This window comes from Acidobacteriota bacterium, assembly GCA_028875725.1.
Lineage (GTDB): Bacteria > Acidobacteriota > Thermoanaerobaculia > Multivoradales > Multivoraceae > Multivorans.
Genome location: JAPPCR010000006.1, coordinates 1514459 through 1529483, shown reverse-complemented (window position 1 = coordinate 1529483; position 15025 = coordinate 1514459). Strand labels below are relative to the sequence as shown.

Here is a 15025-nt window from a genome sequence, read left to right as displayed (position 1 = left end):
TGCCTGACGCCCGCTACAGCAGCGCCGTCACCAGCTCGGGATACAGGCAGATCAGCGCCAGCCCGATGAGCTGGATGACGATGAAAGGGATCACTCCCCGGTACATCTCGACCGTCGTGATCCGCCGGGGCGCCACGCCCCGCAGGTAGAAGATCGCGAAGCCGAAGGGCGGCGTCAGGAAGGACGTCTGCAGGTTCATGCCGATCATCACGCCGAACCACACCATGTCGACGTCGAGGATGCGCGCCGCCGGGGCGATCAGCGGGATGACGATGAAGGCGATCTCGAAGAAATCGATGAAGAAGCCGAGGATGAAGATCGCGAGATTCGCGACGATCAGGAGGCCGATCTTCCCGCCGGGCAACCCGGTCAGCAGGTCCTCGATCCAGATGTCGCCGTAGAGACCCCGGAAGACGAGTGCGAAGGCGGTCGAGCCGATCAGCAGGAAGATGACCATCGTGGTCAGCTTCGCCGTCGCGTCCATCGTCTCCTTCACGGCCTTCATCGTCAGCCGCCCGCGCGAAAGGGCCAGGGCGATGGCGCCGACGGCGCCCAGGGCCCCCGCCTCGGTGGGGGTCGCGATGCCGGCGAAGATGCTGCCCAGGACGACCAGGATCAACACCATGGGCGGCAACATCACGACGGCCACCTGCCGGGCCAGCGCGGCGCCTACCAGCGTCCGTTCCTCGGCCGGCAGCGCTGGCGCGGCCGCCGGTTTGGCGATCGCGACGCCGGTGACGTACACGGCGTAGAAGCCCGCCAGCATCAGGCCCGGAATGAGGGAGCCGATGAACAGGTCGCCGACCGAGATGCCGAGCTGGTCGGCCAGCACGACGAGCACGACGCTGGGCGGAATGATCTGCCCCAGGGTACCGGCGGCGCTGATCACGCCGGTGGCGAGCATCGGCGAGTAGTCGTAGCGCAGCATGACCGGCAGCGAGATCAGGCCCATCGCGACCACCGAGGCGCCGACCACGCCGGTAGCGGCCGCGAGCATGGCGCCCACCACGACCACCGCCAACGCCAGCCCGCCGCGCAGGCGGCCGAACAGCATGCCGATCGTCCGCAGCAGGTCCTCCGCGAGCTGGGACTTCTCAAGCATCGTGCCCATGAAGATGAAGAAGGGCACGGCGAGCAGGACGCCGTTCGACATCACGCCGAAAACCCGCTCGGGGAAGGCGTAGAGCAGGTTCCAGGAGAAGAGGCCGAGCTCGATGCCGATGAAGGCGAAGATCAGGGCCGTGCCGCCGAGCGAGAAGGCGACCGGGTAGCCCGCGAAGATGAACAGGAAGACGACCACGAACATCAGCGGGCCGAGGAAGTCGCCGCTCACAGCAGCCCCTCCTGCTGCAGCTCCTCCTCTTCCGCGCCGGCCTTGAGCGCGCGCAGGCGCAGCCAGTTCCGCGCCGCCTCCGCGAGTCCCTGCAGGGCGAGGAGCGTGAACGCCACGAGCAGCACGCTCTTGATCGGATACCGCGGCAGACCGCCCGGATCGGAGGACACTTCCAGCACCGCCCAGGAGTTCCGTACGGCCGGCCAGGACATGACGAGTCCGAAGACGGCGAACGGGATCAGGAACAGCAGCGAACCCCAGAGGTCGATCCGCCGCCGCCAGCGCTCCGGCAGCCGGCTGAAGATCACGTCGACCCGGACGTGGGCGCCCGTCAGCAGCGCGTACGCGGCGCCCAGCAGGAAGACCAGGCTGAACATGTACCACTGGAGTTCGAGGTAGGCGTTCGAACTCAGGTTCCAGCCGGTGAACCGGCCCAGGTAACGCACGACCGCGTTGTACGCTCCAACCGCGACCATGGCCAGCGTCAGCCAGGAGACCGCGACGCCGATACGCGAATTGAGACGATCGGTCCAGGCCACAAAACGTGCCGGGAAGCCGCCAGGGGTTGGTGCTGACGCCATGAGCGCGCGCAGGCTACCACCAGCGCTCCGGCCGTGATGGGCGCTCCCGGGACTAGCCTTCTCCACCGGTTCGCGCGCCTGACGGCGCTCAACGCCGCCTCGAATCTCACCGTGCCACTCGCCGGTCTGGCCGACACGGTGATGCTCGGACGGCTCGACGACGTGCGCTTCCTGGCCGGCGTGATCCTGGCTGCGCTCATCTTCGACTACCTCTACTTCGGCTGCGCGTTCCTGCGCATGAGCACGACCGGAATGACGGCCCAGTCGCGGGGCCGGGGGGACCCGTTCGAGATCGCCGCCCACCTGTACCGAGCGCTGCTCCTGGCGGCCATTCTGGGTGCCCTGTTCCTGCTGCTCCGGGATCCGATGGGTGATCTCGGCTTCCGGCTCCTCTCCGGCGAGCCCGCAGTCGAGGAGGCGGGCCGCAGCTACTTCGACGCACGCATCTGGGGAGCGCCGGCGACCCTCGCCAACCTCGCCCTGACGGGGTGGTTCCTCGGCCGCGCGGAGGCCGGCCGCGCCCTGGTCGTCGTCGCCGCGGCGAACCTCGCCAACGTGGCGCTCAACTGGTGGTTCATCATCCACCTCGGCTGGGCGGCGTACGGAGCCGGCGTCGCCACGGCCGCCGCGCAGTGGCTGGCGACCGGCATCGGCCTGACGCTGGCCGTTCGCAGCCGCCTACCGGCCGTCTCCCTGCGGCGGTTCCTGGAGCCCGTAGAGCTGCGCCGCATCGTCGCTCTGAACGGCCACCTCGTAATCCGGACGCTGTTACTGATCACGGCCTTCGCCGCCTTCACGAACGTGAGCGCCCTCTTCGGCACCGCCAGGCTCGCCGCCAACGGGCTCATCCTGCGGCTGCTGGGAGTGGCGTCCTACCTGATCGACGGCGCGGCCTTCGCCGGCGAGACGCTGGCCGGGATGGCCTCTGGCGCCGGCGACCGGGCCGAGGTCCGGCGCGTCCTGTTTCTCACGGTCCTCGTCGCCGAGCTCTGCGCGGTCGCCTTCCTGCTACCCGTCCTGCTCCTGCCGCAGACGATCTACGGCTTGCTCGCGGACCACGAGGACGTCGTCGAACTCGCCGCCGGGAGCAATCCGTGGCTGCTTCCGGTGCTCCTGTTCGCGGCCCTGGCCTACGCCCTGGACGGCTTCTACCTCGGTCTCACCGAAGGTAAACTGCTCAGCCGTTCGATGGCAATCAGTTGCGGCCTGGGCTTCGCGCCGTTGCTCTGGGTCGCGGTTCACTTTGACGACAACAACCTGCTGTGGCTCAGCATGGTCGGCCTGATGGCGGCGCGGACTGCGACTCTCGGTATGGCCGCGCGCCGCTTCATCGGCCCGGGAGTACCGGCGGGAGGAAGGCACTGAGATGGGCAAACTCGAAGGCAAGACAGCTCTGGTCACAGGCGGCGGCACCGGCATCGGCCGGGCGACCGCGCTGCTCTTCGCCCGCGAAGGCGCGTCGATCATCGTTTCCGGCCGGCGGCTCGAACCGCTCGAAGCGGTTGTTTCCGAGATCGAGGCCGCGGGCGGCAACGCCTGGGCCCACTCGGCCGATATGGAGGATCCGGAGGCCGTTCAGGGGCTGGCGGCGGCGATCCTCCAGCGTCACGCCATGGTCGACGTCCTGGTCCACAATGCCGGACACAGTTCCAAGGTAAGGAGCACGCGCTACATCTCCCAGGAAGAGTGGGACAGCGTGATCGCGGTCAACGCGACCGGGCCTGCCATGCTCACCAAGGCGCTGCTGCCGGCGATGCTCGACCACGGCGGCGCCACGGTCATCATGGTTTCGTCGATGGCGGCTCTGCGCCCCGGCGTGATGGCAGGCACCGCCTACGGCGCCGCGAAAGCGGCCTCCCGGAACTACATCTTCGGTCTCGGCGCGGAACTCCGGCAGCTCGGCATCCGGGCGACCAGCGTCCTGCCCGGCGAAGTCGACACGCCGATCCTCGACAACCGGCCGCGGCCGCCCTCAGCCGACGAGCGGGCCGGCATGATGGCCTCCGAGGACATCGCCGAGGCGATCCTGACGGCCGCGGCGTTGCCGGAACGGACCGTGATCGAGGAGATGACCCTGATGCCGACGAAGCTCCGCGACTACTCCGCCGACATCGCGGCGGCGCGGACCCTCGGCGCCCCCGAGGAGGACTAGCGACCCATGCCGACGATGACCGACAGCGAACGCGACGCCTTCCTCGCCGAGCCCGGCATCCTGATGCGGATCGGCACGGTTTGCGACGACGGCCGGCCCCTGGTGACGCCCATCTGGTTCATCTTCGAGGAAGACGCGATCTGGTTCACGCCGCGTGAGAACTCCGTCTGGTTCGCCAACCTGCGCCGCGATCCCCGGACCTGTCTGGCGATCGACGAGCAGAACCCCCCCTACCGCAAGGTCCTCGCCGAGGGCGAAGCGGAACTCGTCCACGACATCGGCGTCGACGACGTCTGGCGCGACCGCTACCGGCGAATCGCCTGCCGCTACGTCCCGGAGGACGCGGCCGAGGACTACATCCAGGCCACGATCGACCAGCCGCGGGGCCTCTACCGCCTACCTCTCGGCCAGGCGTCCGTCCGCACCTGGCGCATGCCGGTGGACGACGAAGACCAGGCCGGCATCTGGCACCAGCGCTACTACCGGCCGGGCACCATCCTCAGCCGCTGACTCCTGCCGCGAGGAGCTATTCCGCCGCGGGCGCCTTCCTGTGAACGATGGCCGCCCCGATCACGCCGCCAATCGTCGAAAACGCGACATTGATGATCAGCGAGAAGGCAACGATCGCGATGACGCCGAGGCCGGCGACCGCGCTAATCAGGCTGAAGGCCTCGAAGTCCTCGACGGATTCGGCCGTGAGAGCCCCGATCCCCATCACGCCCGTGATGCCGCCCAGGATCAGGAGGGCCAGCAGAATGCTCAGCACGGAGCCGAAGACGCCGGCGAGTGCACCGATCTTCGCTCCCTCACCGTAGGGCGCGGCCGCGGCGGGCGGATCGTCCTTCAAGGCCAGGTAGACCGCCAGGATGCCTCCGCCCACGACCAGGGCGCAACAGGCAATGTTGAGTAACTGCAGGCCGGGGATCTGCGAGGCGACGGCGCCCGCTCCTCCGCCGATGGCTGCCGCACCGACTTCCTTACCCGTCACGATGACACCTCCTAGGCTCCGCTCTCGAGGGTGGGCTTCTTGTGGAACACGGCGGCGCCGATGACGCCACCGATGCCTGAGAAGATGACGCTGGTGACGAGGTTGAACAGGAACCCGATCAACCCGAGCGCCGCCCCGAAATCGGCCTCTTCGCCGCCCAGGGCCTCGAGCACTTCCGGCGGCATGCCCTCGATCCCTTCCATGATCGAGCGCATCTGCTCCATCGGATCACCAACGACCGCCGCCAGCGGGATTGCAACGATCGCACCGACCACGGCGGCCGCGACGCCCGCCAGAACGCCGATCATGGCGCCATCACCAAGCGGCGCCTTCTCGGTAGCGGCCTCTCCACGCATCGCCAGGTAGACCGCCAGGATGCCGCCGCCCACGACCAGCGCGCAGCACGCGCAGTTGGCCAGGTTGACGAGGGGAATACTGGAGGCGATCCCGGCCGCCCCGCCGCCGATGGCGGCGGCTTTCAGTTTCTTCGGTGTCATGAAGTCTCCTCAGAAGTCGAACCGGAGAACGCGCCGGCATCACGCACTGCGCCTTCTCCGGGTGGCAAGTTTCGAGGCATCTCTTGGACGATCTGGCCGATCGCAGCCCAGATCAGGACGGCGATCGCGGCCCCGGCGAGAACGGCAGTCACAGAGCGGCTCGCCGGCGTGTTCATCGGCAGCAGCCAGTCGACCGCCGTGGGCGCGAGAAGCAGGAGAATGCGCCTGGGCTCGTCGAGCAGCCAGTCGCGCGCCGGACGAACCAGCGGCAGCACGATCAGTCCCAGAGTGAAGCCGGCGTAGAAGCCAAAGCAGCGGTGGCACACGGCGAGGGGGTGACCTGCCAGGTGAAAGCTGCGCTCGGCGAGCTGATGGCAGACCGGGGCGAAGACCGCGTACAGAAACGTGGCCGCCCGACCGCCGGATGCGGCGACAAGCGGCGCCGCCACGACCATTCCGATCACCAGGCAGCAGCCCGCGGCGACGGCCGCGGTGGCCCGACCTGGCGTCACGAACGCGAACAGCCTGACGCGCCTCCAGCCGGGCCTTCCGGAAGACCCGGCAGAGACGTTTCGGGTCGAAAGCCCGAGACGCTGGCGAAGCATCGGGCGCTAGTGTAGCGACTCGTTCCCGCCGGTGGCCGCGGCGGCATCGGTATGATCCCTGCCGTGGGAGTCGATCGGTGACGGAGTGGAACTCGATTCCCGAGCTCGGCGGCCTGATCGGCCAGGAGGTGAGGCTGCGCGGCTGGGTTGACGGCCGCCGCTCCAGCGGCAAGATCGGCTTCATCCAGCTCCGGGATTCGGGCGCCACCGTTCAGCTTGTCGTCAGCCGCAAGGAGGTCGACGAGGCCTCCTGGGAGGTGCTCCAGCAAGCGGCCCAGGAATCGACGGTCGCCGTGACCGGCACCGCCGCGGCGGATCCCCGCTCACCGGGCGGAGTCGAGGTCCACGTTTCGTCCCTGGCCCTGGTCCACGGCGCCGATGGCTATCCGATCACCCCGAAGGAGCACGGCACCGCCTTTCTGATGGACCATCGCCACCTCTGGCTGCGCTCGAGCCGGCAGCGTGCGGTACTGCGGATACGCAGCGAGGTCTGCCAGGCGATCCACGACTTCCACCGCGAGCGCGGCTACTACCTGGTCGACTCGCCGATCCTGACGCCCGCGGCGTGCGAGGGCACTTCGACGCTGTTCGAGACCCCGTACTTCGATCACGGCAACGCCTATCTCAGCCAGTCCGGTCAGCTCTACCTCGAACCCGCGGCCGCCGCGCTGGGCAAGGTCTACTGCTTCGGCCCCACCTTCCGGGCCGAGAAGTCGAAGACCCGGCGGCACTTGATGGAGTTCTGGATGGTCGAGCCGGAGGCCGCATTCCTCGACTTCGAAGGGCTTTGCGAACTGGCGGAGGATTTCATCGTCTACCTCGCGGGCCGGGTGCTGGAGAACTGCGGTGATCCGCTGGCGATCCTGGAGCGCGACCCCTCGAAGCTCGAAGCCATCCAGGGACCGTTCCCGCGGCTCCGCTACGAGGAGGCGATCGACCTGTTGCGCACGCAAGGTTCCGGGATCGAGTTCGGCGAGGACTTCGGCGCCCCCGAAGAGACATCGATCACCCGGGAGTTCGACCGTCCGGTCATGATCACCCACTACCCGACCTCGCTCAAGGCCTTCTACATGGAACCCGATCCCGACGATCCGTCGCTCGCTCTGGCGCTCGACGTGATCGCTCCGGAGGGTTACGGGGAGATCATCGGCGGCAGCCAGCGCATCCACAACCACGATCTTCTGCTCGCGCGGCTCAAGGAACACGACCTGCCGCTGGACTCCTTCCAGTGGTACCTGGACATCCGCCGCTACGGCACGTTCGAGCACAGCGGCTTCGGGATGGGCGTGGAGCGTTTCGTCGCCTGGATGGCCGGTGTGCCCCACCTCCGGGAGACGATCCCCTATCCGCGAACGATGGACCGGATCTACCCCTGACGGACCCGGTCGAGGATCTCGAGGCGCGCCTCGGCCACCGGTTCGGGAACCGCGCCTTGCTCGAGCAGGCCCTGACGCACAGCTCGTTCGCGAACGAACGGGGTCTGGAACACGACAACGAGCGGTTGGAGTTTCTGGGGGATTCGGTCCTCGGACTGGTCGTAGCGGCCTGGCTCTTTCGATGTCATCCGGCGGCGCCGGAAGGCGTGCTGTCGCGAACCCGATCCCATGTCGTCAGCGCCGACGCCCTGGCCCGGCGCGCCCGCGAGCTGGATCTCGGCCCTGCGCTCCGGCTCGGCCACGGCGAAGAGCAGTCGGGAGGCAGCGGAAAGCAGTCCCTCCTGGCGGATGCCCTCGAGGCCGTCATCGGAGCCGTGTTCGTCGATGGCGGCCTACACGCCGCCCGCCGCCTGGTCGAACCGTGGATCGAGGTAGAGGCCACCGAAGCGATGGAGGCACCGGACGCGAAGTCCGATCTACAGGAATCGCTCCAGGGTCAGGGGCTCGAACCCCCGGTTTACCGCCACGTCGGCCGTGACGGGCCGGATCACGATCCCATGTTTCACGTCGAGTGCTGGGTCGGAGGCCGCGCCGTGGCCGCGGCTTCGGGCCACTCCAAGAAGGAAGCCGAGCGTCGGGCCGCCGCCCGGGCTCTGGCCGGGATGGAGGACGGCTCTAGCGGCGCTTGAAGCGCCGCTCCAGATCCCGGTCGGTGAGTTCCAGCACCACCGGGCGACCGTGCGGGCAGGTGTAGGGATGCTCGCAGGCGAAGAGTTCCGCGATCAGGCTCTCCATCTTCTCCGCCGACAGCGCCTCGTGCATCTTGACCGCGGCCCTGCAGGCCCGGCTAGCCGCCAGCTGCGTCAGGAGGTACTCGCCCAGCGCGTCCTCCTCGCTCGGCAGCTCATCCCCGCCGGCGACCTGCGTCGCGATCCGCAGCACCAGGCTCTCCGCTTCCTTGTCCGGCAGCACGGCGGGGATGGCCGTGATCGCGGCGCTGCCGCCCGAGAAGCTGCTGACCGAGTAGCCGCAGCGCTCCAACCCGGCGGAGCACTCCCCGAGCGCCGCGTTCTCAGCCGCGGAGAGTTCCAGTACCCGCGGTACGAGCAGGGTCTGGCTGGCTGGCTGCCGTTCGGCGAGACTGTGGCGGAACCGCTCGTAGAGAATGCGCTCGTGGGCCACGTGCTGGTCCACGACCAGCAACGACTCCGGCCCCTCGAGCAGGATCATCGTGCCCTTGTACTGTCCGATCAGCCGGAGCGACTCCCGCGCCTTGCCCGACAAACGCACCGGGCGGGACGGCTGCGGCCGGTAGGCGACCTCCGCCAGCTTTCCTGCAGGTCCCGGCTGGGTGCCGCCATAGCGGGCGGCAAGCTCGGCCGCCCAGGCGGGGGCCTCCGGCGCCGGGGCCCCTTCTTCCCGGTGGTCTTCTCCTGCCGCGCCTGGACGCCGCCACGCCGCCGCGGCGGTCTCGCGCAGTTGTCCGGCGCCGGTCCAGGCGGGCGGTGCCACCGGTCCTCCCAACTCGCGGAGCGGCGCCGGTTCCTCCCCCTTGGCGGCCTCGAGTCCCCGGCGCAGCGCGCTGCCGACGCGGCCGAGCAGCGCCGCGTCCCGGAACCGGACCTCCGCCTTCTGCGGGTGAACGTTGACGTCGACGGACTCGGGCGGGATGTCGAGGAACAGGAAGAGGGCAGGCGGCCGCTCTCCCTTCATCAAGTCACGGACCGCCTTGTAGTAGATGCTCAGGACGGCGCGGTCCCTCAGCAGCCGGCCGTTGACGAACAGGAACAGGCGGCGGCCCTTCGTCGTCTCCCGGTCGCCGACGAAGCCGGAGATGCCCTGCTCCTTCCTTGCCTCGGGCAGCGCAATCAGGTGCTTCACGAGATTCTCGCCGAACAACTGCGCGATCCGGTCGAGCCGGCCGGCCGCGTCGACTCCGGTCGCCTGGGCCCGCAGCAGCTCCCGACCCGGCGACTCCGCATCGCGAGCGTGGCGCAGGACGAAGGTCACGTCCGGCCGGGCCAGCGCGTAACCCTGGACCACGGTCAGCGCGCGACGGAGCTCCGTCGCGGGACGCTTCAGGAACTGCTTGCGGGCCGGCACGTTATAGAACAGGGACTCGACCGTCACCGTGGTGCCGCGGGGACGGCTCACGGGTTCGTCGACCGAAAGCCGACCGCCTTCGACCACCAGCCGATGTCCGTCTCCGGCCGATCGGGCGGTCAGAAGCTCGCACTTCGACACTGCCGCAATCGACGCCAGGGCCTCCCCGCGAAAGCCCAGGGTCGCCACCTCCAGCAGATCCTCGAAGGATTGGATCTTGCTCGTCGCATGGCGTTCGAGTGCAAGGGATGCGTCCTCGGTGGCGATCCCGCTGCCGTCGTCGGCCACCGAGATCAGGTCGCGGCCGCCGTTCTCCAGTTCGATCTCGACGCGGCCGGCGCCGGCGTCGAGAGCGTTCTCCACGAGTTCCTTGACCACGGAAGACGGCCGCTCCACCACCTCGCCTGCCGCGATCTTGGAGATCAGCGCGTCGGGAAGCCGCTGGAGGCCGGGGGATTCCGGGTCGGATCCGGCCATCAGGGCGTCATGTCCCGCAGGGTCCGCTGCATCACGCCGTAGCTCTTCAGTTCCCGGCCCAGGAAGGCGCGGCGCACCTCGCGTGTCAACGACTCGACCGCTCTGAGCGTCGCCTCGTCGACCTGTCCGTTTGCCTGCAGGCTCGCGAGATCCGAGCCGCCGATCCGGCGCAGGAAGTCCAGAGGCTCAGCCCCCACCCTTCGGTTAGCGCCCGCGCCGCCCCCACAGGAAGGACACAGGAGGCCGGCCGCGTCGACTGCCAGGAAGGCCTCGTCAGCGATCGCCTTGCCGCAGGCGGGACAGCGGCGGGGCGCAGGGAACACGCCGCTCAGGCGCAGGGTCCAGCATTCCAGGTAGCGCGAAGCGAGCCAGCGGTCGCAACCGTCGAGCAGCGCCTGGACGGTCGTGTCCAGGAGGCGGTAGAGGTGGTTCTCCGGCTCGTCCTCCTGCGCGAACACCTGCATGTGTTCCGCCAGGTAGGACGAAACGAGGATCCCTTCCAGGTCCTCGTGCAGGGACCGCGCGCTGCGGATCATCTCCGCCTCGCCGATCCGCACGAGCTCGCGCTCCGGCTTCTCGAACCACGTCAGGTGGACCTTGGCGAGCTGCTGCAGCTCGCCGCCGAATCGGCTGAAGCGCGTCCGCGCGCTGCGGGCCGCTCCGCGCTTCAGGCCCCGGTCGCGGCTGAGGAAGACGACGATGCGGTCCCGTTCGTGCAGGTCCGTCGTCTGGAGCAGCAGCGCCTCGCCGCTGTACTGCTTCATGCCCGGAACCCGCCGCCGCTCAGCGGACCAGCCAGTCGATCATCAGGGTGGCCAGCCCGAAGTAGACGAGGATGCCGGTGATGTCGCTGCTGGTCGTGACCATCGGACCGGAAGCGATTGCCGGATCGATCCCGATCCGCTCGAACGCCATGGGCAGCAACGAGCCGATCAGGGAGGCGAGCACGATGGCCAGGAACAGTGAACTGGCGACGACCGCGCTGTACGCCGGGTTCTGCTCCAGGAAGGCCGCCACCGCCGCCGCGACGGCGGCGCAGACGAGCGCCACCACGAGCCCAATGCGGATCTGCTGGAACAGAAACCGGCGCATCCTGCCGCCACCTTCGCCGATCCGGCCCGTCGCCAGGCCGCGCACGGTCAGCGTCATCGTCTGGCTGCCGATGTTGCCGCCCATGCCCATGACGACCGGCGCGAAGGCAAGGAGGAACGCCTCGTTGAGTCGGAGCTGAAACTGCTTCATCAGCACGCCGGTCAGGGTCAGGCCGATGAGGTTGACCAGGAGCCAGGGCAACCGGATGCCGGCAACCCGCCAGGCCCGCTCCCGGTACAGCAACTCGTCGTCGGACGTGCCGACCATCTTGTAGAAGTCCTCTTCTGCCTCCTCCTGGACGATGTCGATCACGTCGTCGACGGTCACCAACCCCAGCAGGCGCCGGCCTTCGTCCACTACCGGAATCGCAAGGAAGTCGTAGCGCGAAGCGAGCTGCGCCACCTCCTCCTGGTCCGTGTCCGTCCTCGCCGTAACCAGGCCGCGGTTCATGATCTCGTTCAGGGTGCGGCTCGGGACGGAGAGCAGGAGCTCGCGCAGCGACAGGACGCCGACCAGGCGCCCCTCCGGATCGACGACGTAGAGGTAGAAGATCATCTCCACTTCGCCGTGTTCGCGAATCTTGGCGATCGCGTCGCCGACCGAGGTTCCCTCCGGCAGGGAGAAGAACTCGGTGTTCATGATCCGGCCGGCCGTGTCCTCTTCGTAGGCGAACTGCGTCTGCAACTCGTCGCGGTCCGGCCGGTCGAGCAGCGCCAGCACGGCCTCCCGCAGCTCGTCCTCGAGACCGTCGACGATCTCCACGCTGTCGTCGACCGCAAGCGGCGACAGCAGGCCGGCGATCTCGGACGGAGCGAGCTGTTCCAGCAGCGGCCGCCGTTCGCCCGGCTCGAGTTCCAGCAGGACCTCGCCGGCCGAATCCGGATAGTCCTCCAGGGCCAGCCGGACGACGAACAACTGCTCGGTCGGCACCAGTTTCCTGAGCGCGGCGGCGACATCGCCCGGCCGCACCTTGCTGAGTACCCGGGACAGGTTCCGGCGAGCGCCGCGGCGGGCCAGCCGGCGCATCGTGTCGCCCAGAATCTCGACTCGCTGGGTGGACATGACGCGCTGTCAGCCCTTCAGTCGACCTCGAAGACGGCGTCGATCTCGACCGGCACGTTGAACGGCAGCTTGTTCGTCCCCACCGCGAAGCGTGCGTGCCGCCCCTTCTCGCCGAACACGTCGACCATCAGGTCCGAGGCGCCGTTGATCACCGCCGGATGGTTCTCGAAGTCGTCGCTGCAGTTGACGAAGCCGCCGAGCTTCACGCAGCGCTTCACCTGCTCCAGGTCACCTTCGCAGGCGGCACCCACGACGGCGACGATGTTGAGGCCGACGAGGCGGGCGGCCTCCCGCGCTTCCTCGAGGGAATAGTCGACGCCGACCTTGCCGCGATAGGCCAGCTTTCCGTCCCTGACCGGAACCTGGCCGGACACGAAGACGAGCGAGCCGATGCGCACGAAGGGAACGTAGTTGGCGGCCGGCGCCGCAGGTTCCGGCAGTTCGATGCCCAGTGATTCCAGCCGCTCCCTGACCGTGGTCATCCCCTCAACTCCCGTCGAAGGCGGCGAACAGCTCTTCGAAGGCCTTGATCTGGTTGCCCGCCGCCGACGACGGCACCAGGATCGGCGTACGGATGCCGGCGTCGAACCAGCGCTCGACTCCTTCGCGAACCTCCGCGGCTGTCCCGAACAGGGTGCAATCCGCCAGCCAGCGGTCGGAGAGCAGGGCCGGAATGCGCTCCGTCTCGCCCTGCTCGACAGCCTGCTCCACGGCTTCCATCTCCTCGACGTAGCCGGCCGCCTTCCAGTAGTTGCGGTAGTTGGGCAGCAGGGCGTACCGGCTCAGGGTCTTGCGGTTGCGAGCCGCGGCCAGGTCACGATCCTCGGAGATCACGGTCGGGATCATGTTGCCGACGAAGAAGTCCGGATCGGTCGCCTTCTCCCCCGCCGCCGCCAGAGAGTGGCTCATGCGGGAACGGGCGCCGTTCGCGAACACCAGGCCGTCGCCGATGTCGGCGGCGGTGGCGATCATCCGGTCGCGCAGCGTGGCGAGGACGATCGGCGGCAGTTCGCCGGCGCCCCGCACCGCCTTCACTTCGTCCACGAAGGCGCGGATGTCCCCCAGCGGCTTGCCGACGGTAACGCCCAGCCGGGCGTGCGCCGGCGCGTGGCTGACGCCGACGCCGAACCAGAAGCGGCCCTGGGACACCTCGTGGATGAACGAGGCCGTGTGGGCGAACTCCGTCACGTGCCGGGTGTAGATGTTCACGATCGACGTGCCGAAGTGGATGCGCTCGGTGGACAGCGCAATCGCTTCGCAGAGCGCCAGACCGTCGCCCATGCTCGGGCAGTAGATGCCGCTGAAACCGCGGCGCTCGATTTCCCGCGCCAGGTCGAGGGTCAGTCGGCGCCGACCAGGAACGGCGGCGAGGGAGATGGCCGGGAGGCCGTTGTGTGCTGCAGCGGTCGTGGTCATGGCGGCGGCAGAGTATCAACGTACCGAGAGGGAGAGGGCGCCCGTCGCGCGTGCGGCTACGCTACGACGCGACATGAAGAAACTCGCTCCCGAACAGGTTGGGGCACTGCTCCGCGGCGGCATGAAGGTCGCCGTCCTGGGCGGCTGCAACGAACCTCGCGGAATCGCCGCGGCGCTGCATGCCCGGCCCGAGGCGACTGCCGGCGTGGAGTTCACGGTGACCCGCATCCCCGGCATCTCCTCGCCGACGCTCGCGCCCTGGGCCGGTTCGACGGTGCGGAGCTTCTTCGTCACGCCGGAGATGCGCGCGGGCTTCGAGGCCGGTTCGGTCCGTTTCGTGCCGATGCAGTACCGGCACGTCTGGGACGATCTTCTGGCGGCGCCCTTCGACCTGGCGATCGCCCAGTTCACGCCGCCGGACGGGAACGGCGACTGCTCCCTCGGCATCGGCGCCGGGTTCCTGCCGGCGCTGCTGGAACGCCCGGAGATCCCCTTCGTCGCGGAATGGAACGGCTCCCTGCCCCGCCTGCCGGGTGCGCCGGCGGTACCGGCCGACCGCTTCGACTACGTCGTCGAGACCGAGGTCGAACCGCCCACGCTGGCCAGTCGCCCCAGTCCCGTGGCCGAGCGCATCGGCGCGCTGGTCGCGGAACTGATTCGCGACGGCGACTGCATCGAGACCGGTGTCGGCGCGATCCCGGGCGCGGTGCTGGCGGCGCTGCACGGACACCGTGACCTGGGCTTCCACTCCGGCCTGCTGTCGGACGGCGTGAAGGACCTCGTGGAAGCAGGGGCCGTCACGGGCGCTCGGAAGGCGATCGACAACGGTCGTCTGGTCGCGGCCATGGTCCTCGGCTCACCCGCGCTCTACGACTGGGCGAGCCGCTGCGATCTGATCGACCTGCGTACCGTCGACTACACCCATGACGTGCGGGTGATCGCCAGGCTGGACAACTTCGTTGCGCTGAACTCGGCGGTCGAGGTCGATCTCTTCGGCCAGGTCAACTCGGAGATGGTCCGCGGCCGCCAGATCAGCGGCACCGGCGGCGCCGTCGACTTCATGCGGGGCGCCCGGATGTCGGCCGGCGGACGTTCGATCGTCGCCCTCGAGGCGACCGCCGGCGGCGGCCGCTTCTCCCGCATCGCCCCGGCGCTTCCGCCCGAACATGCCGCCACGGCGTTGCGCACCGACGCCGACTTCTTCGTCACCGAGTACGGTATCGCCGAGGTCCGCGGCCTGGACAGCGTCGAGCGAGCGCAGCGGCTGATCCGGATTGCGGCACCCGAGTTCCGCGAAGAGCTGGAGACCCAGGCAACCCGGCTTTGCCGCTGACCGGCGGCGC

The 15025-nt window shown here is 68.9% G+C and carries 16 protein-coding genes; 6 read left to right on the top strand and 10 right to left on the bottom strand.

Annotation, left to right across the window (positions count from 1 at the left end):
• Positions 1-13 precede the first annotated feature (13 nt).
• Entirely contained in the window at positions 14-1333 is a 1320-nt protein-coding gene (locus OXI49_08250) for a TRAP transporter large permease subunit (protein ID MDE2690495.1), read from the bottom strand.
• Complete coding sequence (locus OXI49_08245) at positions 1330-1914, bottom strand: TRAP transporter small permease subunit (GenBank protein MDE2690494.1); 585 nt, start codon at positions 1912-1914, stop codon at positions 1330-1332. The genes OXI49_08250 and OXI49_08245 overlap by 4 nt, the downstream gene beginning before the upstream one ends.
• Before the next feature lie 36 nt (positions 1915-1950).
• Here OXI49_08245 and OXI49_08240 point away from each other — a divergent pair, with 36 nt between their 5' ends.
• From OXI49_08240 to OXI49_08230, 3 genes are read left to right on the top strand one after another with little or no spacing between them, the layout of a single operon-like run.
• Positions 1951-3279 carry an MATE family efflux transporter gene (locus OXI49_08240; GenBank protein ID MDE2690493.1) on the top strand — a complete coding sequence of 443 codons (1329 nt, stop codon included), beginning with the start codon at positions 1951-1953 and terminating at the stop codon, positions 3277-3279.
• Between the two features lies 1 nt (position 3280).
• A complete protein-coding gene (locus tag OXI49_08235; GenBank protein MDE2690492.1) occupies positions 3281-4066 on the top strand; it encodes an SDR family oxidoreductase in 786 nt (261 codons plus the stop codon).
• Between the two features lie 6 nt (positions 4067-4072).
• Positions 4073-4576 (top strand): pyridoxamine 5'-phosphate oxidase family protein, encoded by a 504-nt coding sequence (locus OXI49_08230; protein ID MDE2690491.1) that lies wholly within the window; start codon positions 4073-4075, stop codon positions 4574-4576.
• Positions 4577-4592: 16 nt separating this feature from the next.
• Here the strand turns inward: OXI49_08230 and OXI49_08225 are convergent, their stop codons facing one another.
• Genes OXI49_08225 through OXI49_08215 form a run of 3 tightly spaced genes read right to left on the bottom strand, consistent with a single transcriptional unit; the run spans position 4593 to position 6006 of the window.
• Positions 4593-5054 (bottom strand): hypothetical protein, encoded by a 462-nt coding sequence (locus OXI49_08225; protein MDE2690490.1) that lies wholly within the window; start codon positions 5052-5054, stop codon positions 4593-4595.
• An 11-nt stretch (positions 5055-5065) separates the two neighbouring features.
• The gene (locus tag OXI49_08220) at positions 5066-5551 is read right to left on the bottom strand and encodes a hypothetical protein (GenBank protein MDE2690489.1); all 486 of its coding nucleotides are present in this window, start codon (positions 5549-5551) and stop codon (positions 5066-5068) included.
• Complete coding sequence (locus OXI49_08215) at positions 5548-6006, bottom strand: DUF2085 domain-containing protein (GenBank protein ID MDE2690488.1); 459 nt, start codon at positions 6004-6006, stop codon at positions 5548-5550. Before OXI49_08215 ends, OXI49_08220 begins: the two co-directional genes overlap by 4 nt.
• A 227-nt stretch (positions 6007-6233) precedes the next feature.
• Here OXI49_08215 and asnS point away from each other — a divergent pair, with 227 nt between their 5' ends.
• Both asnS and rnc read left to right on the top strand, forming a co-directional pair.
• Complete coding sequence (asnS, locus tag OXI49_08210; protein MDE2690487.1) at positions 6234-7532, top strand: asparagine--tRNA ligase; 1299 nt, start codon at positions 6234-6236, stop codon at positions 7530-7532.
• Positions 7529-8221, top strand: coding sequence for a ribonuclease III (rnc, locus tag OXI49_08205; protein ID MDE2690486.1), 693 nt, complete (start codon positions 7529-7531; stop codon positions 8219-8221). The genes asnS and rnc overlap by 4 nt, the downstream gene beginning before the upstream one ends.
• Here the strand turns inward: rnc and mutL are convergent.
• From mutL to OXI49_08180, 5 genes are read right to left on the bottom strand one after another with little or no spacing between them, the layout of a single operon-like run.
• A complete protein-coding gene (mutL, locus tag OXI49_08200; protein MDE2690485.1) occupies positions 8208-10112 on the bottom strand; it encodes a DNA mismatch repair endonuclease MutL in 1905 nt (634 codons plus the stop codon). The genes rnc and mutL overlap by 14 nt on opposite strands.
• Positions 10112-10876, bottom strand: a complete 765-nt coding sequence (gene recO, locus OXI49_08195; protein ID MDE2690484.1) for a DNA repair protein RecO — start codon at positions 10874-10876, stop codon at positions 10112-10114. Before recO ends, mutL begins: the two co-directional genes overlap by 1 nt.
• A 19-nt stretch (positions 10877-10895) precedes the next feature.
• Positions 10896-12266 (bottom strand): magnesium transporter, encoded by a 1371-nt coding sequence (mgtE, locus tag OXI49_08190; protein ID MDE2690483.1) that lies wholly within the window; start codon positions 12264-12266, stop codon positions 10896-10898.
• Between the two features lie 17 nt (positions 12267-12283).
• The gene (locus tag OXI49_08185; GenBank protein ID MDE2690482.1) at positions 12284-12748 is read right to left on the bottom strand and encodes a RidA family protein; all 465 of its coding nucleotides are present in this window, start codon (positions 12746-12748) and stop codon (positions 12284-12286) included.
• A 4-nt stretch (positions 12749-12752) separates the two neighbouring features.
• Positions 12753-13682 (bottom strand): LLM class flavin-dependent oxidoreductase, encoded by a 930-nt coding sequence (locus OXI49_08180; protein MDE2690481.1) that lies wholly within the window; start codon positions 13680-13682, stop codon positions 12753-12755.
• Between the two features lie 73 nt (positions 13683-13755).
• Between OXI49_08180 and OXI49_08175 the strand changes: the two genes are divergently transcribed.
• Entirely contained in the window at positions 13756-15015 is a 1260-nt protein-coding gene (locus tag OXI49_08175) for a hypothetical protein (protein ID MDE2690480.1), read from the top strand.
• Positions 15016-15025: the final 10 nt, after the last annotated feature.